The sequence below is a fragment of the Streptomyces hokutonensis genome (assembly GCF_000376565.1).
Classification (GTDB): Bacteria; Actinomycetota; Actinomycetes; order Streptomycetales; family Streptomycetaceae; genus Streptomyces; species Streptomyces hokutonensis.
On sequence record NZ_BARG01000036.1, the window covers coordinates 87,792 to 109,308 of the forward strand.

Genomic DNA, 21,517 nt, shown 5'->3' on the forward strand with positions numbered 1-21,517 from the left:
TTCAGTGCCTGCCCAGCCGGACTTCCTCCACGTCGAGCACTTCCTGCACGCTGCGCAGGACGATGTCGTCGATCCGGCCGCTGTCGCGGAGGTCGGTGAGGGTGTCGCGCTTGACCTGGAGCAGGGCGAGCTGGAGGTGGCGCAGGCTCTCGCGGCGGTGCGCGGAGTCGGGTGCGGGGGCGGTGCGGTCCTCGATGTCCTGGACCATGCGCGCGGTGTCCTCCTCGGGCACCCCGAACCGCTCGGCCAGTTCCGGCAGGGCGTCGAGCGCGGCGCTGCTCAACCGGCAGCGGGCGAGGGTGAGTTCGGCGCTCTTGTCCGCGTCGGCGGGGAAACGGGCGCGGCGGACCACGGCCGGCAGGGTGGGGCCCAGCAGAGCGAGGGTGACGACGATGACGACCGTGGTGATGAACACGACGGCGTCGCGCTGCCCGACGGCATGTCCGTCGGCGGTCGTCGCGGGCACGGTCAGTGCGGCGGCCAGCGAGATCGCACCGCGCATCCCGGCCCAGGCCAGCGGCAGCCGTTGCGGGGCGGTGATCCGGCGGTCCCGTTGCTGGGGACGCCGGTCGAGGAGCCGTACCAGATAGGGCACCGAGTAGAACCACAGCAGCCGGGTGCCGAGCACCGCCACGCTCACGGCTAGACCGGCGGTGGTCGCCTGCAGCAGCGAGACGGAGGTCAACGCCCTTACAGCGGCGGGCAGTTGGATGCCGACGAGGACGAACAGGGCGCCGTTGAGCAGATAACTGGCCACCTCCCAGAAGGCGACGGCCTGGATACGGGCCTCGGAGCCGATGACCCGCGGCCCGAACCACGAGGACACCAGACCGCAGACGACGACCGCCAACACACCGGAGACATGCAGGAGTTCGGCGGGGAGGTAGGCGAGGAAAGGGGTCGCGACGCTCAGGACGCTGTGCAGCAGCGGCTCGGTCAGCCGGCACCTGACCTGGATCAGGAGCAGGGCGACGGCCGCACCGATCAGGATGCCACCGGCGTACGACTCGACGAAGGCGAGCGCCGTGCCGGACCAGGAGAAGAGGTGCTCGCCGGTGACGACGTCGATCGTCACGGCCAGCAGGACCAGCTCGGTCCCGTCGTTGAGGAGGCTCTCGGTGCGCAGCACGGTCAGGATGCGGCGCGGCATGGCCCTGGCGACCGCGGCGACGGCCGCCGCGTCCGTCGGGGCGAGGACGGCGCCGAGAACGAAGGCGATCGGCCAGCCGTAGCCCAGCGTGTGGGCCACGACGGCGACCGAGACTGCGGTGGCGAGGACCAGACCGGTGCACTGGAGCGCGATGCTGCGGAAGTTGGTGCGGATCTCCCGCACCGAGGAGGTCAGCGCCTCCCAGTACAGCAGCGCGGGCAGGAAGAGGAACAGGACGACGTCCGGAGACAGCGCGAACGACGCGAAGGACGGGGTCAGTCCCACGAGAGCGCCCGCGGCGAGGAGCAACAGGGGCTCGCTCAGGCCGGTGCGCCGCGACAGCCAGCCCATCAGGAGGACGGCGACCGCTACGACGACGATCAGTTCGAGGCTGTCCATGGCCGTGCCGGGTTACGCGCGGTACAGGACGAGGTGCTCGTGGAAGAGCACGCCGTCGCGGACGTCACCGGTGGCGGTGAAGCCGGTGTCGTCGACGTAGTCGATGTGGTTGCCGGTGACGGTGTAGCTGCCGGTGTAGGCGCTCTGCCGGTTGCCGCGGGCCTCGTCGTAGCGGCCGTCGGGCAGGAGCTCCTGCCGGATGTGGCCGTCGGCGGTGACCCACATGCCGACGAAGGGGTGCGGTGCTGCGTTCGTGTTCATGGCTCCACGGTCGCGGTCCCGCGCGGGGCCAACCAGGCCACGCCTCTCCTGGGTGCACGGCACCCACCCTCAGTGGACCGGTCCTACGGCGGAGGCGTCGAAGGCGTGGGTCACCTCGGGGGCGGTGCCGGGCAGCAGCAGGGCGCGGGCCTTGTCCTCGAAGGAGCGGTCGGTGGTGGTGAGGCGGTTGTGGTGCTGGGCGAGGTGTTCGGCCCAGGAGCCGACGAGGTAGTTCTCGATGAACCGGCCGGGTTCGTTGCCGTCCTGGAAGAGGCCCCAGGTGAGCGCGCCGGTCCGGCGGCGGGAGCGGGCGACGTTGTCCATCGCGTCGACGAACGCGGGACTGTCGTCCGGTGCGACGCGATAGACGACGGAGACCAGGACCGGTCCATCGGAGGGGCCGGGCACGAAGACCAGCGGCGGGGTGGGCCAGTGGTCGGACAGGGTGGGATCGATGCCCTCCATGCCGTAGAGCCGCCAGCGGCGGAGGCTGAGCGCGCTCAGCAGCATGACGGCGGTGCCGATGAGGAGGGCCGTGGTGAGGCCCAGCCATTGGACCAGGGCGCCCCACACGGGGGCGGCGACGGCCTGGCCGCCCTGGAAGACCAGCAGGTAGACGGCGAGTCCGCGGGCCCTGACCCATCCGGGCAGCCGCGTCTGGATCGCCGCGTTGAGGGTGGACAGGACGCCGATCCAGGCCACTCCGGCGGGCAGCAGCACGAGGACCGCGAGCCAGGTGAGGTGCACGGTGGCGAGGACCAGCAGGACGAGGGCGAACACGACGGCACCGGCGGCCAGGATGCCGTTGATGCCGAGGCGTTCACGCAGCCACGGCAGTGCGAACGCGCCGCCCACCGCGCCGAACCCGACCGCGCCGAGCAGCAGGCCGTAACCCCCCGACCCCATGCCGAGCGAGTCCGCGGCGATCAGCGGGAGCAGGGACCACAGAGCCGCCGCGCCGGGGATGAACAGGGCGGTGCGCAGGAGGACGCGCCGGATGCCTGGAGCGTTCCAGACGTAGCGGCGGCCCGCGTACAGCGCGGTCAGCAGCCGTTCGCGCTCGGCGGCGGGGACGGTGGTCTTCGGGCGGTGCCACAGCAGCAGTACGGCGGCGATCCCGAGGAACGAGAGCGCGTTGAAGCCGAACACCCACCCCGCGCCGGCCGCCGCGACCACGACACCGCCGAGCGCGGGACCGACCGCCCGCGCGAGGTTCATGTTCACCGCCCCCAGCGCGGACGCCTGCCCCAACTGCTCCCGCTCCACCAGCTCCGGCTGGATGGCCTGCCACGACGGCCCCATCAGAGCCGTACCACAGCCCAGGAGGAACGTGAGAGCCAGCAGCGGTACGGCGGACAGCGCGTCCGCGAAGGCGAGTACGGTCAGCACCGCCGACACGGCGAACATCGCGAACTGCGCGACCAGCAGCAGCCCGCGCCGGTCGAACCGGTCGGCGAGGACGCCAGAGGGCAGCGCCAGCAGCACGATCGGCAGACTCGACGCCGTCTGCACCAGGGTGACCATGGTCGCCCCGTGTCCGAGCAGCAGCCACTGGGCGCCGACCGTCTGCATCCAGGTGCCGATGTTCGACACGAACTGGGCGATCCACAGGGCCCGGAACACGGGGCGGGCCAACGGTGCCCAGGCCGAGGCGGACCGCGCGGTGCCCCCGGTCGTCGTACTGGCGCTCATGGTGCTGCTCCGGAGGGTGAAGTGGACGGTCGGGAATGAAGGTACGCCCGCCGGTCAGAAGCAGCCGTCCAACGGGTCCAGCGCACCGCCGAGTTGGTGCGGCACGGACGGTACGTGGTCGAAGTCGCCGCGCCGCTCGCGCCAGGCGCGCTGCTCCTCGGACTCGGTGGCCGCGTCGGTGAGGGCATGGGCCTGCCGTGCGCCCGTCGCCGCCTGGAAGCCGCCGAAGCGGGCGACCGGGCTCCAGGCGGGGCTGATCTCCGGGAGCGGGGCGGCGATGTTCTCGTAGTCGCCGGCCGCGTGCACGACCTTGCCGCCCGCGACGGTCACGAGGGCCTCGATGCGGTCGATGTCCTCGTCGGCGACGGAGAAGTAGTCGGCGGACAGGATCGCCAGGTCGCCGTACTTGCCCTCGGTGATGGTGCCCTTGACGTCGGCCTCGCCGGTGAGGTGGGCGCCCGCGCTGGTGTACATCTCCAGGGCGGTGGATCGGTCCACGCGGTTCTCGGCCGGGTAGAGGAGCGTGTCGCCGATGGTGCGGCCGGTCACCAGCCAGGACAGGGAGAGCCAGGGGTTGTAACTGGAGACGCGGGTGGCGTCGGTGCCGGCGGCCACGAGCAGGCCGGTGTCGCGCATGGCGCGGATCGGGGGCGCGGTCGCGGCGCGCTCGGCGCCGTAGCGGTCGATGAACGCCTTGCCCTGGAACATCATGCGGTTCTGCACGGAGACGGCGCCGCCGAGTGCCTTGATCCGGTCCAAGCTGTCCTGGCTGACGGTCTCGGCGTGGTCGAACAGCCAGCGCGTCCCGGCCGGGAAGGCGCCGTCCGCGGCGATCTTCTCGAAGACGTCGAGGTCCTGGCGGATGGTCTCGTCGTAGGTGGCGTGGAGGCGGAAACCCCAGCCGTTGTCGAGGAGGAGCCGGGCCGCCGCCTCCAGGTCCTGGCTTGCGCGGGCGGTGAGTTGGGGGCGGGGTTCGGCGAAGTTCTCGAAGTCGGCCGGGGACCATGCGAGGTTCTCGCCGGCGCCGTTGCAGCGCAGCCATTCGTCGCCGTCGCCGGGGCTGACCATGCCGACCCAGCGGCGCAGGTCGTCGAGTTCCTGCCCGGCGGTCTGCGGGAACAGGTGGTAGGCGACACGGACCGTGAGTTCGCCGCGCTCGGCGAGTTCGGTGACGGCCGCGTAGTTGTCGGGGAAGTTCTGGAACCCGCCGGCGGCGTCGATGGCGCTGGTGATGCCGAAGCGGTTCAGTTCGCGCAAGTAGTGGCGGGTGGAGCCGAGTTGGTCCTCGGGGGCGAGGATCGGTCCCTTGGCGAGGGTGGAGTAGAGCAGTCCGGCGGCGGGCGCGGCGAGCAGGACGCCGGTGGGGTTGCCCGCGAAGTCGCGGACGATCTCGCCGCCGGGCGGGTTCGGCGAGTCACGTGTGAAGCCGACGGCCTCCAGCGCGGCCCGGTTGAGGATCGCCGACTGGTACAGGTGCAGGACGAACACAGGGGTGTCGGGGGCGGCAGCGTTCAGCTCGGAGACGGTGGGCAACCGCTTCTCCGCGAACTGCTCGCCGGTCCAGCCGCCGACCACCCGTACCCACTGGCCTGTCGGCGTGCGCTCGGCCTGCTCCCGCAGCATCCGCAGCGCGGTGCGCAAGGACCGTACGCCGTCCCAGCGCAGTTCGAGGAGGTAGTTCAACCCGCCCCGGATGACGTGCAGATGGGAGTCGTTGAGGCCGGGGATCACCCGGCGGCCGAGCGCGTCCACGACGCGGGTGTCCGGGCCGATGTGCGGGGCCACGGTCGCGTCGTCTCCTACGGCGCTGAAGACACCGTCGGTGATGGCCACGGCGGAAGCCGCCGGGCGGGCGGGGTCGCCGGTGTGGATACGACCGTTGCGGACGACGAGTTGCGCGGGATGCCGGACCCCGTCGTAGGGGCGTATGCCGCCCACGGGCATGGTGCTGCTGGACACGTCGGCTCCTGAGAGGTCGGTCGGCTGGTGGCGTCTCGACGCTAGGTTTGCGAGGATGGATCGGTCCAACACATGGTTCTGCTGGAATCAATCGGTCAGACGGATGGATGAGACCCATGGACCTGCGCCACCTGAGGTACTTCCTCGCCGTCGCCGAGACCCGCAACTTCACGCAGGCGGCGGCCAGTTGCTATGTCGCGCAGTCCGCCCTGAGCCAGCAGATCGCCCGGCTGGAGAAGGAGGTCGGCGCCCAGTTGTTCAGCCGGACCAGCCGTTCCGTACGGCTCACGGCCGCCGGGGAACTCCTCGAACCGCTGGCCCGTCGCATCCTCGCCGACGTCGACAACGCGCAGGCGGCCCTCGACGCGCTGTCCGGGCTGCGGCGCGGGCGGCTGCGTCTTGGACTGGTCCAAACACGCGCCTCCTCGGTCGACCTGGTCGAGGTGATGGCCGACTACCACGCCCGCTACCCGGGCATCGACTTCCATGTCACCAACGCGCCCAGCGCGCAGATGGCCGCGTCGGTCCTGGCCGGGGACCTCGACATCGCGGTCGTGGGCCTTGGACCGCGCCAAGTCCCGGAAGGGCTCGACCACTTGGTGCTGGCCGTCGACCCGCTGGTCCTGATCGTGCCCGCCGACCATGCCCTGGCCGACCGCGACACCGTCGACCTCGCCGACCTGCCGGAGACCCACCAGCTCATCCAGTTCACCCGGGGCAGCGGGCTGCGCCGCCAGGTGGAGGCGGCCTTCGCGCGCGCCGGGGTGGAGCCCGGCCAGCACTTCCAGGTCGGCCAGATCCACGACATGGTCCGGCTGGCCGCGCGGGGCATCGGCGTGACGGTCGTCCCGCGCTCGTCCGTGTTCACCGACTCCGCGCCGGGCACCGATCCCCAGGGCTCCCTGCCGTACGGCGCCCGCGCGCTCCGGGTCGCCGACGAGGCGGCCGTGCACACGATCTGCGTGGTCCACGACAGCAAGCGGCTGGCACCGGCCGCCGCCGCGTTCCTCGAGGTGGTGGAACGGCACGCGGTCGGCGGTCGGGGCGATCAATCGGCGTAGCAGATCGCTGCGTCCGCATCCATATGTTGGACGGAACGCTCCCGTGGGGCGAGGCTCGTAGAGAGCCGGGAGACCGGGAGACCTCCAGCGATGGGAGCACTGCATGTCCGCCGTACTGCGGGACGCGTGGGCCACGGTCGTCCCCGACATGAAGGACCGGCACGGCCCGCTCCCTCCCCTGATGCTCGGGCTCACGGTGGTGACCGGGCTCGTGGACGCCTTCAGCTATCTCGTCCTGGGCCATGTCTTCGTCGCCAACATGACCGGCAACGTCGTCTTTTCCGGCTTCGCGATCGCCGGCGCGGCGGGCTTCTCCCTGGCAGCGTCCCTCGCCGCGCTGGCCGCGTTCGCCACGGGCGCCCTGCTCGGCGGGCGGCTCGCCCACGGGGCCGGCGCCCATCGTGGACGGGTCCTGCACCTGGCGCTGCTGCTGGAGACGGCCCTGGTGCTGGCGGCGTACGTCGTCGCGCAGACCACGGACACCGCGCACGCGAGTGGAGCGGTCCAATACACCTTGATCGCCCTCCTCGGCCTGGCGATGGGCGTGCAGAACGCCACCGCCCGCGCCCTGGCCGTACCCGATCTGACCACGACCGTACTGACGCTCACCATCACCGGAGTAGCGGCGGACAGCCGGCTCGCGGGCGGCAAGGGCAGCAGGATCGGCCGCCGGCTGCTGTCGGCGGCGGCGATGTTCGCGGGCGGTCTGGCCGGTGCCGTCGCGGTCGAGCACGGCGGCGGGGCCCTGCCCCTGCTGTTCGCCACGCTGGTGCTGGTGGCGGCCTCCGGCACCGCGTTCGCGCTGACCCGCTCCGACGCCTCGTGGACGAAGCCGCTGTGAACGCGAACCGCCGCACGCTGCACTCGGCCCTCCTCGAACTCGCCCTGACAGCACTGATGTTGTTCATCGTGGCCACCACGGTCCGCTGGCTGCTGGGCACCCTCGACCCGGCGGCGGGCGGCTGGTGGAACGTTCCAGAGGGCCGGCTCCTCGCCGTGGCCCCCCTCTCCGGCTACACGGTCACCGCCGTCATGCTCTCCCCCTGGGGCCGGGTGACCGGCGGCCACATCAACCCGGCGATCACCCTCGCGATGTGGCGCTACGGCCGCACACCCGGCCGCGATGTCGCGCCGTTCATCGCGGGACAACTGATCGGTTCGCTGCTCGGCATCGCGGCCGGACGACTCGTCTGGGGGCCGGTGTTCGCCTCCCCCGCCGTGGAGTACGCGGTCATCAGGCCTGCTCCCGGCTGGAGTTGGGCAGCGGTGGCCGTCGTCGAGGCCGCCACGATGTTCGTCATCGTGGCCGTCGCCGGGATCGGCGTCTCCAGCCGCCGACTCGGCCCGTTCACCCCCTGGGCGGTCGGCACGATGATCGCCGCCCAGATCCTCGCCTTCGGCACCCTGTCGGGCGGAATCGCCAACCCTGCACGGGAGTTCGGCCCTGCGCTGTTCTCCGGAGACCTCTCCCTCCTGCCGGTCTATCTGCTCGCCCCGCCGTTCGGCGCGCTCGCGGCGACGGTCGTGATCAACCGGATCAACACCCGCCGCCGCGCCCTCGCACGGACACCGGCCGACCGCGCGGTGGCCGCGGCTCCGCAGCCGTAGCCGTACGCCCTCCGCCAGGACGAGACCATCGGAAACATAAGGATCTGCCGGTGGCCACCCGCCAAAGGAGTCGGACTTGCTCCGAACGCGGGGAGAAGTCGGAGCCTTGCTTCCGATCAGATGGGCTGCGGCTCGAAGTCCCAGTAGGGGCGTGCGCCGGAGCGCATGTAGTCGGCTTGATGATGATCCGGTCCATGGCTTGCGGCCAAGGCAGCGAGCGCCGTGCCTTGCAGGACGTCCGCCTCCTCGTTCCTGCCCAACGCGCGCAGATCCTGGGCAAGACCGGCCTGGACGTTGGCAGTCAGGACATGACCGGCACCCACCGCGGCAATCGACCGCGTAAGAGCGTCTGTGCCCAGTCGTACCGCGCCTTCGATGTCTCCCGTCGCAGCCATCGCCGATGCACAGTTCATCGCGCAACCCACGACCCATACATGGCCGCGCCCTATCTCCGTCTCCAACGCGCGCATCGACTGCTCGGCCAGCCGACGCGCGGCCTCCGTCTCCCCTTCGTCGAGGAGAAACAGTGCGCAGTCGTTGCGGGCGCCGATCGTGTACGGGTGCTGCTCGCCCAGCCGCTGCGCGTACGCTTCGGCGGTCGCCTCGGCCAGCTCGCGGGCCTTGGCCCGGTCACCGAACACCCGGAGCAGCATCGCGTAGTCCAAGGAGACCAAGAGCACATCGGGATGGTCTGCGCCGCTGACCAGGATGAGTCGGCGACGGGCTTCGCGCATGATCGCACGCGCCTTTTCCAGATCGCCGTCGCGGCGCAGGCAAAGAGCAAGGTTGTGCTCGGCCAGGAGAGTCTGGCGATGCGCCCTGTCGAGCGTTCTGCGGAGCAGGCGCACGTTGTACTCCTGCAGGCTGCGGGCCTCTCGCAGCCTGCCCAGCAGCCGCAGCATCCGGGCCGTGTAGGCCCCGGACTGGAGGGTGCGCCGCTCGCGTGACCCGAGGAGTGCGACCCGGCGGTCGTACACCTCGCGGTGCATGACGCAGGAATCGTCGTAGTGCCCCTGAAGCCCGAGGGCGATGGCCAGGTTGGTGCGGAACTGCAGGGTTTGCGGCACGTACTGGTCACCCAGTCGATCCTGCGCGTGGCGCACTGTCTCCTCGTAGAGCTTGCGCGCCTCGTCGTACCGGCCCCGCGCCATGAGTGTGCCGCCGAGCCCGTCCTTGGCGCGCAACAACTCGATCCCATTGGTACCAGCCTCTTCCAAGCGCTCCAGGATGCCCCTGCCTGCTTCCTCCGCCTCCTCGTAACGGCCGAGGCCACGCAGCATCAGGGCCTCCTGCCGAGCGGCAGTCAGCACGTTTCGGTCAGTCGGTCCGGAGGTGGGCCGCCATTGGCCCAACACCCTCTGGGTAAGCACCCGACCGTCCTGGTACTCGCCACGCACGCGCAGATACTGGATGCAGTTCAGCAGGAGTCGGCGTACGTCGCCGTCGTCCGAGTCCAGGGCACCGGAAGACTCCAGGTGCGGAAGGATGTCGGCGTAGCAGTGCCAGTTGCCGACGGTCCCCGGCTCTCCGGGGTCGGCGGCGACGAGGATCCGGGCGGCTGTCGTCGCGAACTCGTGCTCGGTGCCGGGCGAAAGACTGTCGCGGACGAAACGGCGGAAGCTGCGGTGGATCCGCAGCGATACGACGCTGGCGAAGCCCTGCTGCGAGTCGGTGGCGAACTCCACTCTCATCGAGGTCAGTTCGGAGATCGACAGCAATGCCGCATCCCAGCCTCCCGGTTCGCTGACCAACCCGGCCAAACGGATGGACAGATCACTGGGGCGGGCCGAGCGCAGCAGTCGGACCGGAACCAGGTCGGGAGAGAAGAACATCAACAGGAGCAGCAGTTCGTGGGTCGGGGGCGAGTCGGCCAGAGAGTCGAGGGTCTTCGCCCACACGTTGCGATGGGCCAGCGGAGTATCGGCGTCCACGCCCGGCGCGGCGTCGTCGGAACCCGCACGAAGTGGCCCCCGCCTCCTGAGGGCGCCGAGGTAATCCGTGATGTCGGCGCCTGAGTTGGCATCGATCCAGGCAGCACCCTGGTCGATGACGAGCGGGAGATGTTCCAGGGCATCGGCCAGTTCTCCGGCCTGCGCCTCGGTCATGCGTGGAGCCCGGCGACAGACAAAGGCGACACTCTCGTCCCGCTCGAAAGGCGGCAGTTCCCACAGCACGATTCCGAGGCGGGACCATTGTGTGTTCTGCGCCGTGATCACCACCTGGCCGCGCCCGTGGGGCAGCAGAGCCGCGATACCGTCGACGTCCTCGGCGCCGTCGAAGACGATCAGCCAGCGGCCTTTCTCATCCCGTTCCAGTGCTTTCTGCACCGCTTCGATCTGCCCCGTCAGCTGATCCCCCTCGCCCAGACCCACTTCCCTGGCCAGTGCCGCGAACCCGGCCCGGGCAGCCGCCTTCGTCGCGGACGGCACCCACCAGATCAGGTCGTACTCGCCTGCGAAGCGTCGGGCGTACTCGGCTGCGGCCTGGCTCTTGCCGATGCCCGCCTGGCCGTGCAGCAGCACCCGGCGGCCCTGACCGCCGCCCGAGGTCAGCACATCGTGCACGTCGTCCAGGAGGTCCTCGCGGCCGGTGAACCGCGGGTTGCGGCGCGGGGCGTTGGTCACGTCGGGCGGATCTTCGGGATAGCGCGGGCCTTCCTCCTGGCGCATGTAGGGTGATTTCGGTACCAGACCCACCGTGGCCAGTACCCGGCGCCGGGCCTCCTCCGGGCCGATTCCGCGCAGGGTCACCGCGCCGAGGCTCACCGCTTCGTCGGGCAGGGCCCGCGTGGTCACGGTGACCGCTCCCACTCGGACGTGGAGCTGGGGCATCACCTTGTGCAGGACCTGCGCCCATTCCCGGTTGCGTCCGGTGTCGAACCGCAGATACCAGTCGTCCAGCACCAGCACGACGCGTCCGGGTTGCGCGAAGAAGTCCCGCAGCGCTTCCACGTCCGGCAGTCGACTGAGCGGGGACCACCGCACGTCGGCGACCGTGCAGCCCTCTTCTGCGAGGACCCAGGCGATCCACTGCGCCCAGCCGTTGCTCACTCCGGCATAGACGAGGGAGACGGGTGGCGGGCAGGCCGATCGACCTGTTGTCATGGGCCGGCTCCTGGGAGGTCTTTCGAGAATTCGGCGGCTCATTTCCGATGATGCATCAAATCTGGTGATTCATCGGTCAGTTGCTGGATGAACCAGCAACTGAAGCAGCCGTCTTCCGGTATCTCACAGCGGCTGCGGTTCGAAGTCCCAGTAAGGGCGGACCCGCCGCTGGGCGTCGCGGGTATGCGGATGCTCGGATCCCAAGGTGTCGCTCAGCGTTCGTACCGCTGTCTGTTCGTGACCTGTTGCCTCGGCTGCCTGCCCCAGGGTCCGCAGGTCATCGGCCAGGGCCGTCCTCGCCGACAGGGTCATCGGATGCGCGGGGCCGAGCAACCCGAGCGCGCGCCGAACAGTGTCACGGCTCAGCTCCTGGGCGCCGGAGACGTCGTCGGTGCGGCTACGCGCGGCGCTCAGGTTCAGTGCACAGCCCAGCGTCCACGGATGGTCCCGGCCCACCGCCACGGTCATGTCCCGCAGCGCCGCCTCGGCATGGCGGAGTGAGTCGACGTGACCGCCCACGTGCCCGAGCGCCAGCCCCAGGTTTCCCCAGGTGCCGATGGTGTACGGATGCTGGGGGCCCAGCAACTCGGTGTAGCGCTGCGCGACGGACTCCGCGGAGCGCACGGCCGCACCAAGCTCGCCGTACTCCCGCAGGAAGGTGGCGTAGTCGGCCTCCGCCACCAGCGTGTCGGGATGTCGGGGGCCCAGCACATGCGCCGCGCGGCGAGCTGCCCCGGACAGCCGTTCGCCCGCGCCTGCGATGTCTCCGGCCCGGCGTCGGGACAGGCCCAGCTGGTGTTCGGCCATGATGAACTGCGGATGGTTCTCGTCCGAGATCTGGCGCAGCGTCCGGACAATCTGCTCCAGCCTGGAGACGGCCTCCGGATAGTCGCCCAGCAGACGGATCAGTCGCGCGTACACGGTGCCCGAGTGCAGCGTGAGGTAGTGGCGGGAGCGCAGTCTGCGCTGCCGGATCTGCAGGACGTCACGGTGGATCTCCCGGGCCTCGGTGTACTGGCCGAGCAGCATCAGGGCGAGGCCGAGATTGTGCCGGGAGGCCAGTGTCTGCGGGGCCTCGGTACCGAACTGTTCGGCAAAGTGCTCCGCCGCTTCGGCGAACAGAGACCGGGCCTCGCCGAACCGGCCGAGGGCGAGCAGAGTGCTGCCCAGCCCGTCCTTGGCCCGCAGCAGTTCGGGATGGCCGTCGGGCCGGACGGCGGCGAGTCGCCCGACGACCGACCGGCCCAGTTCCTCGGCCTCGGCATAACGTCCGTCCTGGCGTCGGAGGTGGCCCAGTTTGTGATGCAGGGAAAGCAGGGCACCGTGCGTGGGATCCAACCGCTCCCGCCAATGCGCGAGTACGTCGTCGCAGAGTCTCAGGGCCGTGCGGTACTCGCCCCGAACCCGCAGGTACTCGATGCAGTTCAGCACCAGCTCCTGTACGGGCGTCCGGGTCGAGTCGAATGCGCCCGCGGCTTCCAGATGTGGGATCAGCAACGCGTAACGTTCCCAGTCGCGGGTGTCGGTCGGCCGTCGTGGATCGGCACCGACCAGCACCTGGCATACCGTGTCCGCGTACGACTGCTGGTCCTGCGGGCTCAGGTTCTCGCGCAGGAACCTGTGGTAGAGCCGGTGCATCCGGACCTGTTCCACGGCAGGGTTCTCCGCCAGGTCCTGCTCGTAGTCCAGTCGCACCGCCGTGTACTCGGACAACCGACGCAACGCCAGATGCCAAGCGCGCGAGTCATGGACCAACTTGTCCAGTGATTCGGGCAGGTCCCCGTAGCGGACTTCGGTAAGCAGCCGGACCGGGATCTCGTTGGGCGAGAAGAAGGCCAGCAGGCTCAGCAGCTGGGACGCCTCCGGGTGCTGCTCCCGCAGGCTGTCCAGAGTGGTGGTCCAGGCCTCCGGGAATCTCTGCGGGTATTCCGTCTGCTCTCGCGCACTGCCCGGAGTGTCGTCCAGCCGTCGTAGGTACTCCGCCACCGGGACATCGTTGGCACCCAGCCAGGCGGCCGTCTGGGCCAGCAGCAGAGGGAGATCGTGCACGGTCGCAGCCAACGAGTCCGCCTCCTGCGGGGTGATCCGCGGCGCGCGACGGCGCACGTAGGCGACGCTCTCCACCCGGGTGAACGGGCGGATGTCGATGATGCCGACGCCGGGCATGGCGGGCCAGTCCCTGGTGGTAGAGGTGAGCAGCACATGGCCGTTGCGTTCCGGCAACAGGTCGGTCAGCTGGGATGCGTCCTCCGCACCGTCGAAGACCAACAGCCAGCGCGCGTGTTCGTCATGGCGCACGGCCTCGTGGACTGCCCGGATCCGCTCGCCGATGCGCTCGCCCACGGTGAGTCCCAGGCGGGACGCGAGCGCGGCGAGACGCTCTCGTGCGTTGGCGCGATGAGTGGCGTCGATCCACCACACCACGTCGTAGTCGTTCCCGAAGCGGTGGGTGTATTCGGCGGCGATCTGGGTCTTGCCCGTGCCGCTGACTCCGTGCAGCACCACGCGGCTCGCGACCGCGCCGTCGGCCGGCCGGGCCGTCAGCAGCTCGCGGATCTGCTCCAGTTCGGCGTCCCGGCCGGTGAAGCGGCGATTGCGCCGGGGGATTTCGAGCACCCGGGGCGGCTCGTTCGGGAACCGGGGCGCGATCCTGGCCGAGGGTCGAATCGGTTCCGCCGTGTCGATCGAGAGCCTACGGAGCAGCCGTCGGACGGCCTCCTGCTCGTCGAGGTCGCGCAGATCGGCGGGATCGAGCAGGGACACCGAATCGGGCACCGGCTGAGTGGCCACCGTGACTGCCGCGAACCGGTCGGCGTGCAGAGGCACCATCTGCCGGAGCACACGCTGCCAATCCTCCTCGGCTATGGGCCCGAGCCCGAAGTACCAGTTGTCCAGCACCAGAAGGATGTTTCCCTCGGCAGCCAGCAGCGCACCGAACTCCTCTTCGAACGGCGCCTCAACCCGAGGGTCCCAGCGCACCATGGACACTGCATGGCCACGCGCCCGCAACTGATACGCGATCCAGGAGGCCCAGGGCCGGTTGAACCCCGCGTAGCTCACGGTGAAGTGCCGGCCATTCCGCTTGCGCCGGTTTTCCATACGCCTGGTCCCCTCAGCGGACGCCGTGCCGGATGCCATGTCCTCGTGGTGGTTCAGATGGGCTGGGGCTCGAAGTCCCAGTAAGGTCTGTTCATTTCCTGCGCAGACCGGGTGTGCGGATGTTGCGGCCCAAGAGTGTCCCGAAGTGCCGCGACAGTCCGGCGCCGCAGCTCCTCGGCCTCACCGACCTCACCCAGCTCGCGCAGGTCCCAGGCCTGGGCGATGGCAGCGGCAAGGGTGAAGGGGTGCTGCGCTCCGAGTTGGCGGGTCGCCGACTCGACGAGTTCCGTGTCGTGGACGACGGCGCTGCGGGTGTATCCCGACAGAGCGAGCATGGCGGCGTGATTGAGCCGGCAGCCCAGCGTCCAGGGGTGCTCGTCACCAACTGCTCGGACCATCAAGCGCCATGCGGTGCGCGCGGAGGCCTCCGCCTCGCCCCGCTCGCCGCCCTCGGCCCACTGGGCCAGGGCCACGTTGCCGAGTGAGCCCGCGGCGTATGGGTGATCGGGTCCGAGGAGACGCAGATAGTGGTCGGCAACGGTACGGGCCAGCGCTTGGGCCTCGCGGGCTCTGCCGCCCCGCAGCAGCGTGGCCCGGTCGGCCGCCATCATCAGCGTCTCGGGATGAAGTTCGCCCTGGGTCTGCTGAGAGCGTGTGAGGATGCTGGTGAACAGGGACGCCGCCTCGTCGATCTGCCCGTCCCGGCGCAGGCACTGGGCGAGATTGTGCTCGGCGCGCAGGGTCTGCGGATGCAGTGGGCCCAGAACACGGCTGTGCAGCCTGGCATTCGGCTCCTGGACGGACAGAGCCTCTCGGTACCGGCCGAGCAGTCTCGTCATCCAGGCCACGTGCAGACCCGAGTTCAACGTGTCGAGGTGGTCCGCACCGAGCGAACCGCTCCGCAGCTCGAACAACTCTCGGTGGATGTCCAGGGATTCCCGGTAGTGGCCGAGCAGGCCGAGAGTAAGGGCCATGTTGCTCTTGGCGCTGAGTGCCCGTCCGTCGTGGGGGCCGGACCGGCTGGCCCGGCCCTGCCAGACCTCCTCGAACAGCTCGCGGGAGCGGGAGAAGCGGCCCAGCGCCATCAAGGTGCCGCCCAGCCCGTCCTTGGCCCGCAGCAGATCGGGGTCGTCCGGCTCGCGCAGGTCTGAGAGCAGGTCCACCACAGCGACTCCGACCGCCTCGGCGTCCCGGTAACGCCCCATCCTGCGCAGCAGGTTGGCGTGCTGGTGCACCAGCACCAGCATGTCCCGGTCGGTTCCCGGAATGCGGGGCCGCCAGCGGGTCACTGCCTGTTCGCACACACGCAGACCGATGTCGTACTCGCCCCTCAGGCGCAGGTTGTCGATGCAGTCGAGGAGCAGCCTGCGTACCCCTGCCTCGTCCCGGTCCAGTACGCCCGCCGTGTCGAGATGCGGAATCAGCTCGATGTACGCCGGCCAGTCACGCCGGTCCGCGGGGCGGCCGGGATTGGCGGCAGCCAGCACCGCGCAGGCGGCGCGGGACATGTCCGAGCGGGTGCCGTGGCTCAGGTTGGCGCGGATGAAGCGGTGGTAGAGGCGGTGCATCTGGGCCGACTCGACGCCGTACTCCAGGGTGGGGTCAACCGTGTAGTTGAGGTGAATCGCAGTGAGGTCGGCCAGCCCCGCCAGCGCTGCCTGCCACCTGGTGGAGTCGGACACCGTGTCGGCGATGGTGCCGGGAAACGCGGTGACGGGCGCGGCCGCGATGAGGCGCAGGGGGATGGCGTCCGGGGAGAACATCGCCATCAGCTCGATGAGTTTCTCCGCCGCCGGATCGCGCTCGCGCAGGCGGTTGAGCAGCAGCGCCCAGGAACGCACGAAGCCCACCGGGTAGTCGTCCTCGGCCCTCACCTCCAGTTCTGCCGGGGACAACCGCCGCAGCGCGTCGAGGTATTCGTCGACCGGTTCGTCGGGGTTGGCGACCAGCCATGCGGTGGTCTGTGCCAGCACGATCGGCAAGTCCTGCGCGGCTTCCGCCAGTTGCTCCGCCTGCGCCGCGGTGGCCGCCGGCACCCTGCGGTGGATGAAGGCAGTGCTCTCCATTCTGCTGAACGGCCGGACCGTGTATTCCTGGAAGCCCAACCCAACCGCCCAGTCACGGCTGAGACTGGTAATGAGTACGTCACCCCGCCCCTCCGGCAGAAGATGGCGGATCTCGGCCACGTCGTCCGCCGCGTCGAATATCAGCAGCCAGCGCTGACGCGACGTACTGCGGGCGCGCAACGCCGCGCGCACGGCGCGGATGCGTTCGCCGACGTCCTGGCCTGCTGCCAGCTCGAGATGGACCGCGAGCGCTGCGAACTCCTCGCGGGCAGTCGTCCGTTGGGTGGCCCTCACCCACCAGACGACGTCGTACGCGTCGCCGTAGCGGTGCGCGTACTCAGTGGCCAACTGGCTCTTGCCGACGCCGGAGATCCCGTGCAGCACCACACGTGCGCCCGTCGGGCCGGGTTCCGCCAGAAGCTCGGACAGCTCCTCCAGATCGTCCTTGCGTCCGGTGAAGTGGGCGTTGCGCCTCGGCGCCTCCCGGACCTGGGGGGAGTCGTTGGGAAAGCGCGGCCCGTCAGGGGACTCCGGCGGGTCTCCCGGGGGAACACCGAGCCGTTCGAGGATTTTGCTTCGTGCTTCCTCCTCTCCCAGTCCGGCCACGTCGACCAGGCGCAGTACGTTCGTGGCGGCCGGCAGCGGCTGATAGGACAGCGCGATGGCCGCGAAGCGCTCTGTATGCGGACCCACGATCGCCCGGAATGCCTCCGCCCAGGCCTGTCCGCTGTGCAGGTCGAGCCGTAAGGCACGCTCGTTGATCAGCAGCACCACCTGGCCCGGGGCGGCCAGCAGGGCTCCGAGCGACTCGGCTGGCGCGCGCGAGGCGGTGTCCCAGTGCAGCACGGTGGTGGTGCAGCCGACCCGCTCCAGCTGATGGGCCGTCCACATCGCCCAGGGACGACTCTCGCCGGCGTAGCAGATGCTGATGTGCCGTGGGGTGGGTCGCTCCGGCGTGGTGTCGCTCTCCGCCTCCGGTCCCGTCCCACGGCCGGCCGGAAGGCCCGTACCGGTCTGCGCAAGGACCGGGCGGGGCAGTACGTACGTCGCTCCGTCCGCCGTGTTCAGCCGGCCTCCTTCCGGTCCCACCCACTCCTCGACCGCCGCTTCTCGGCCGACGAGGACGGTCCTGACGGACGCCGTCGTGACCAGTTCCACCACGCGTGGATCCGTGTCCGGCACGGTGATGGCGAACCCACCGGTTCCCAGCGGGGTGTCGCTGAGCATCAGCCGGGGACCGTCCCAGCTGAGGTGCAGCCGCGCCTTCGGCAGCCCGTCCGCGATGACGGCGACGTCGGCGAGGGTCAGGCGTGCCGGCCGGGACGGTGCCGGTTGGTGGCCGGAGCGTCGGACCGCGGAGAGGGTCCACAACTGCCAGGCGGTGGTGGAGCGCTGCACCCGCTCCGGCAGGGTGTCCCAGGCACTGGCGAACCAGCGGGCGATGCCCTCACGATCTTCCTCGACCAGCGCGCGCAGCGCGGGCTGGAGGGAGTCGTCGATCTGCTGGTCGGCGTCCGGGGCTCCACTGACCGCCTGCCAGGTCGCTGTCTCCTGGACGATCATGGCCGGGCTGCGTCCGGCGCGCATCTGCTGGAACGTGGGCCAAAGTCGGTGGATCGGGTCGTCCTCCCCGGCTCGACGCAGCCGTTCACCGAGTTCGGCGCGCAGTTCGTCGATGATGTGCGTGTTCAGGACGATGTAGCCGAAGCCCCGGTGCTCGACCAGGTCGCCGAACCAGAGATCCACTTCCGCGCCGACGTCGAGGCCGGGCGCGACGCGCAGTCGCACCGCCCGCATCAGCTCCGGTTCGATCCGTGCGGCGATGCTCAGCAGCACGGCCAGTACTCGGCCCGGTCGCTGCTCCGGAGTCACCTCCGGGCCCCCAGCGCCTTACCGACGGTGGTTCCACGGTCCCAGGTGACCATGGAGAGCAGCCCACGGGCCCAGCGCGGCCAGTACCGCTCGGGCAGCGGGACGAGGGCAACAGGCTCGCAACCGCGCTGGCGGATCACCTCGACGGAGGCCCGCCACTCCTGCTCGGTGGCACGCCAGGGGTTGAGCGGGGGGCCACCGGCTCCGAGATCGGAGAGGATCAGTACCCGCACGCCCGGCCTCGGCGGCCGGTACGGCCGTTGCCAGGTGGCCCGTGTACCGGGACCCGCGCCGCGCAGCGGCACGTCCGCGAAGCGCAGGACCTGCGTGCCGGCAACACCGGCAATGGCCCGCACATGGCCGATCACGTCCTCCACATCGCGCGCGAAGGGCTCCATCGCGCCGGAGGTGTCGGCGAGGATCTGTACGCCGTAGCGCAGGGTCGGCAGGGGCAGCCGGGGAATGGCGGTCAGCGGCCGGGCGCGGGCCAGTTCCTCCGTGGCGCGCTCGACGTCGAGTTCGCCCTCGCGCGTGATTCTGGCCAGCATCATGGTGAGCAGTGCGGCCGTGGAACGAGGCGCGAGGAGCGGTAAGTGCGGGGGCCGCTCGGGATACTCGCCCGGACCGGGTGGCGGCTCCAGTAAGGGGGTGGTCCAGCGGCGGCGGGGCCGAGTCTGCTCCTCCACGGGGACCAGGACGGTGATCGTGTCCGCCTGGGCGGGTTGGTCGCGGCGCCCGAACACCGACTGGTCGCTGTTCGGCTGGGGCTGGTCGGTGCTGTCTTCCGCGGCCGGTGCCTGCCATGCGGGTTCGTCCGCACCCGGCAGCTCCGGCCGCTGCTGCTCGGTTTCGCCCGTTTCGCCGCTGAGACCGAGCAGGGCCGCGATACGCACGAAGTCCTCCGGGGACCGGGTGCCGAGGGCACGGGCGGCCCTGACGACGTCCCCGAGCCACGCCTCGCCCGTCACTTGCGGTCACCCGCCATCTGCTGCGGCTTGATCAGCACGTTCTTGGTGAGGAGTTGCCACTCGCTCCCACCCGGCCTGATGTCCAGCGACCGGCACGCGAGCAGGGCATCGAGATACTCGGCGGTGCTGGGACGGCGCACGTCCTGCTTGTCGGCCTGCTCCCGCACTTTCATGAGTTCGTCGGCCACCGCCTCCGCGAGGGCCGTGTCGTCCGGCGTCACCTCGCCGGGCCAGGTGGCCATGTGCTTCTCCGCGATGCTGAGCAGCATGGCCTTGTCGTGCTCCGGAAGCACATGAACCACACAGCGCCGCAACAGCGCCTGCGGAAGCTCGCGTTCCTCGTTGGTGGTCAGGACGACAAGATGACGGGCCCGGTGTACCTCCTCCCTCGACGGTTCCTCCGGGTCCAAGGCCTCTTCGGTGCGGACCTCCGTGCCGATCTCCGCCACGGTGAACCGGTGCGAGCCGAGCGGGACCAGGAGGCTGTTCGGCACATCCGGATCGGCCTTGTCGATCTCGTCGATGAGGACGACGGCGTGATCGGGACTACGCCCGGAGTTGGTCTCTTCAAAGGGGTCCGGAGCGGGGTCGGAGACCTCGATGTCCCCGGTCCTCCCTCGTCTGCGGGCCGACTTCGGTGCCAACGCCCACCAGAGCACGCCCGGTTGGACGTAGCTGGCGTCGTCCGGTGTCTCACCGCGGCTCACCGCGACCTGGGCGTCTCCGAGCCTGCGAACGCTGTCGAAGGTCCAGAGGAGTTCTCGCGGCTGGGTGCGATAGGTCACCACATGTTCGTAGTAGCGCCAGCGCAGCTCGTTGGCGATGAAGGGCGCAAGTGAGGACTTGCCGGATCCCGGCATTCCTCTGAGCAGCAGGGGGCGTCCCGTGGCGAGAGCAACGTTCACAGCGAAGCGAAGTTCGTCCGGCATCACATACACGCGGCCGTCGCTGCGGTCCGGCATGTCGAGCCATCCGGTGTCCGGCGGGCCGTCGGGCTCCCGCTGCGCACGGGTCTGCTCTGCGCTCACCATGCCCCCCTGTCGCTCGGCCGCAGTCGATCGCTCACGCGCCGTACCACACCCTGGACCAGAGTCTCATGACCCGCCTCGAACGGCGGGTCGAGAACCAGTACTTCGTCGGGGTTTCCCGGCCAGCTCTCGCGTACGTTCACGCCTCGGCCGGGAATGACCAGAACGTGCATCCAGGGGATCCTCTCGTGCAGTTGCACAACAACTCGGTGCACGATGCCCAGCTCACATTTCTTGGCGTCCAGCACGAGGAAGAACCGTCCGGAGTCCCGCGGTTCCTCCGGATGATCCAGGTCCTGGTCCTGCTCTAGGCCTATTGCCCACTTCACCGCCCGCTCGCACTGGTACAGCAACGACGTCTCGGGATCGTCCTCGCCGGCCGGACCGGCCGCGGCCTTGGCTATGTAGTAGCTCGTGACGTCGACGCAGAAGGCCCGGGCCAGGTACTGCTCACCGATCAGCGGACTGTCGACATTGAGGATGACGACTCGCCGGGTGGAACCGTCGGTCTCCTGCACAATCCGTCGGGCCGCGTCGCGATCGACCCACACAGGCAGCACCATCGTGGCCAGTTTCTGGGCCCGGTCGCTGTCGAGACCACCCATCCAGGCCTCGAACACCGCGTTGGCCAGCTTCTCGATGTCATGGGTGTCGAGCATCTGCGAGGCCAGCAGCACGGGAGCAAATCCGGGGATCAGTTCGTCGTGCTCCTCTGGGGGAACACCGAGCCTCCGGGCGATCCTGGCGAAGACCTCCGGGTCCCTGATCTCTCTGAGCTGGATGCCGATGTTGGTGAGCCAGGCACTCACGACATCGTCCACCAGCTGCAGAATCTGCGGGAACAGCCCGACGATCCGGGTTGCCTCCTCCGGAGAACACCGCCCGACCCTCGCCACGTCGTCGGCGGCCAGGTAGCCCAGCGAGGAGCCTCTCAACTGTCCGGCGTTCACTTCGCCCACCAGGACCGTGACCAGGACCATGCTCGGGTGCAGCGTCTTGCGCCAGTGCAGGATGTTGGTCTCCCGCCGCACCCAGGAGGAGTCGAGCGCGGCTTGGTTGACGAGAACGAGGGCCGCGTCGCACTCTCCGAGGAACTTGGCGAGCTTCAACTGCCAGGGTTGGCCGGGCTGCTGGACACGGACGTCGAGCAGGACTTCGTAGTTCCGCTCCCGCAGGCCGTCCGCGATGACGTCCCGCAACCGGGCCGTTTGCAGGTCGGAGCTGGTGCTGTGGCTGATGAACACCTTGAC

At 69.9% G+C, this 21,517-nt stretch carries 13 protein-coding genes; 3 read left to right on the forward strand and 10 right to left on the reverse strand.

Going from position 1 to position 21,517, the window contains the following annotated elements:
• Position 1: 1 nt before the first annotated feature.
• The 4 genes from SSP08S_RS22080 to SSP08S_RS22095 form a co-directional block, all read right to left on the reverse strand.
• The gene (locus tag SSP08S_RS22080; protein WP_019069807.1) at positions 2-1,549 is read right to left on the reverse strand and encodes a Na+/H+ antiporter; all 1,548 of its coding nucleotides are present in this window, start codon (positions 1,547-1,549) and stop codon (positions 2-4) included.
• Positions 1,550-1,561: 12 nt separating this feature from the next.
• Complete coding sequence (locus SSP08S_RS22085; RefSeq protein ID WP_019069808.1) at positions 1,562-1,810, reverse strand: Atu4866 domain-containing protein; 249 nt, start codon at positions 1,808-1,810, stop codon at positions 1,562-1,564.
• Positions 1,811-1,879: 69 nt separating this feature from the next.
• Positions 1,880-3,502, reverse strand: coding sequence for an MFS transporter (locus tag SSP08S_RS22090; protein ID WP_019069809.1), 1,623 nt, complete (start codon positions 3,500-3,502; stop codon positions 1,880-1,882).
• Between the two features lie 54 nt (positions 3,503-3,556).
• Positions 3,557-5,446, reverse strand: coding sequence for an amidohydrolase (locus SSP08S_RS22095; RefSeq protein ID WP_043259611.1), 1,890 nt, complete (start codon positions 5,444-5,446; stop codon positions 3,557-3,559).
• 131 nt (positions 5,447-5,577) lie between these two features.
• Here SSP08S_RS22095 and SSP08S_RS22100 point away from each other — a divergent pair, with 131 nt between their 5' ends.
• The 3 genes from SSP08S_RS22100 to SSP08S_RS22110 all read left to right on the forward strand — a co-directional run bounded on the left by SSP08S_RS22100 (position 5,578) and on the right by SSP08S_RS22110 (position 8,130).
• Positions 5,578-6,522, forward strand: a complete 945-nt coding sequence (locus tag SSP08S_RS22100; RefSeq protein ID WP_019069811.1) for a LysR family transcriptional regulator — start codon at positions 5,578-5,580, stop codon at positions 6,520-6,522.
• A 103-nt stretch (positions 6,523-6,625) separates the two neighbouring features.
• On the forward strand, positions 6,626-7,363 hold the full coding sequence (locus tag SSP08S_RS22105; RefSeq protein ID WP_019069812.1) for a YoaK family protein: 738 nt from the start codon (positions 6,626-6,628) through the stop codon (positions 7,361-7,363).
• The gene (locus tag SSP08S_RS22110; RefSeq protein ID WP_019069813.1) at positions 7,360-8,130 is read left to right on the forward strand and encodes an MIP/aquaporin family protein; all 771 of its coding nucleotides are present in this window, start codon (positions 7,360-7,362) and stop codon (positions 8,128-8,130) included. The genes SSP08S_RS22105 and SSP08S_RS22110 overlap by 4 nt, the downstream gene beginning before the upstream one ends.
• 116 nt (positions 8,131-8,246) lie before the next feature.
• Here SSP08S_RS22110 and fxsT (SSP08S_RS22115) read toward each other — a convergent pair whose 3' ends face one another.
• The 6 genes from fxsT (SSP08S_RS22115) to SSP08S_RS22140 form a co-directional block, all read right to left on the reverse strand.
• Positions 8,247-11,234 carry an FxSxx-COOH system tetratricopeptide repeat protein gene (gene fxsT / locus SSP08S_RS22115; protein WP_026178725.1) on the reverse strand — a complete coding sequence of 996 codons (2,988 nt, stop codon included), beginning with the start codon at positions 11,232-11,234 and terminating at the stop codon, positions 8,247-8,249.
• Positions 11,235-11,357: 123 nt separating this feature from the next.
• Positions 11,358-14,372 (reverse strand): FxSxx-COOH system tetratricopeptide repeat protein, encoded by a 3,015-nt coding sequence (gene fxsT, locus SSP08S_RS22120; protein ID WP_369407097.1) that lies wholly within the window; start codon positions 14,370-14,372, stop codon positions 11,358-11,360.
• Between the two features lie 14 nt (positions 14,373-14,386).
• Positions 14,387-18,271 carry an FxSxx-COOH system tetratricopeptide repeat protein gene (gene fxsT, locus SSP08S_RS55670; RefSeq protein WP_245607934.1) on the reverse strand — a complete coding sequence of 1,295 codons (3,885 nt, stop codon included), beginning with the start codon at positions 18,269-18,271 and terminating at the stop codon, positions 14,387-14,389.
• The gene (locus SSP08S_RS58230) at positions 18,268-19,239 is read right to left on the reverse strand and encodes a hypothetical protein (RefSeq protein WP_019069817.1); all 972 of its coding nucleotides are present in this window, start codon (positions 19,237-19,239) and stop codon (positions 18,268-18,270) included. Before SSP08S_RS58230 ends, fxsT (SSP08S_RS55670) begins: the two co-directional genes overlap by 4 nt.
• Positions 19,236-20,270 carry an AAA family ATPase gene (locus SSP08S_RS22135; protein WP_019069818.1) on the reverse strand — a complete coding sequence of 345 codons (1,035 nt, stop codon included), beginning with the start codon at positions 20,268-20,270 and terminating at the stop codon, positions 19,236-19,238. Before SSP08S_RS22135 ends, SSP08S_RS58230 begins: the two co-directional genes overlap by 4 nt.
• Positions 20,264-21,511, reverse strand: coding sequence for a toll/interleukin-1 receptor domain-containing protein (locus tag SSP08S_RS22140; protein ID WP_102133389.1), 1,248 nt, complete (start codon positions 21,509-21,511; stop codon positions 20,264-20,266). The genes SSP08S_RS22135 and SSP08S_RS22140 overlap by 7 nt, the downstream gene beginning before the upstream one ends.
• Positions 21,512-21,517 lie beyond the last annotated feature (6 nt).

What these genes read in the sequence shown, in the direction of transcription:
- SSP08S_RS22080 (WP_019069807.1), bottom strand. Translation starts at nt 1,549, where the DNA reads ATGGACAGCCTCGAACTGATCGTCGTCGTAGCGGTCGCCGTCCTCCTG.
- SSP08S_RS22085 (WP_019069808.1), bottom strand. Translation starts at nt 1,810, where the DNA reads ATGAACACGAACGCAGCACCGCACCCCTTCGTCGGCATGTGGGTCACC.
- SSP08S_RS22090 (WP_019069809.1), bottom strand. Translation starts at nt 3,502, where the DNA reads ATGAGCGCCAGTACGACGACCGGGGGCACCGCGCGGTCCGCCTCGGCC.
- SSP08S_RS22095 (WP_043259611.1), bottom strand. Translation starts at nt 5,446, where the DNA reads ATGCCCGTGGGCGGCATACGCCCCTACGACGGGGTCCGGCATCCCGCG.
- SSP08S_RS22100 (WP_019069811.1), top strand. Translation starts at nt 5,578, where the DNA reads ATGGACCTGCGCCACCTGAGGTACTTCCTCGCCGTCGCCGAGACCCGC.
- SSP08S_RS22105 (WP_019069812.1), top strand. Translation starts at nt 6,626, where the DNA reads ATGTCCGCCGTACTGCGGGACGCGTGGGCCACGGTCGTCCCCGACATG.
- fxsT (WP_026178725.1), bottom strand. Translation starts at nt 11,234, where the DNA reads ATGACAACAGGTCGATCGGCCTGCCCGCCACCCGTCTCCCTCGTCTAT.
- fxsT (WP_369407097.1), bottom strand. Translation starts at nt 14,372, where the DNA reads ATGGCATCCGGCACGGCGTCCGCTGAGGGGACCAGGCGTATGGAAAAC.
- SSP08S_RS22135 (WP_019069818.1), bottom strand. Translation starts at nt 20,270, where the DNA reads ATGGTGAGCGCAGAGCAGACCCGTGCGCAGCGGGAGCCCGACGGCCCG.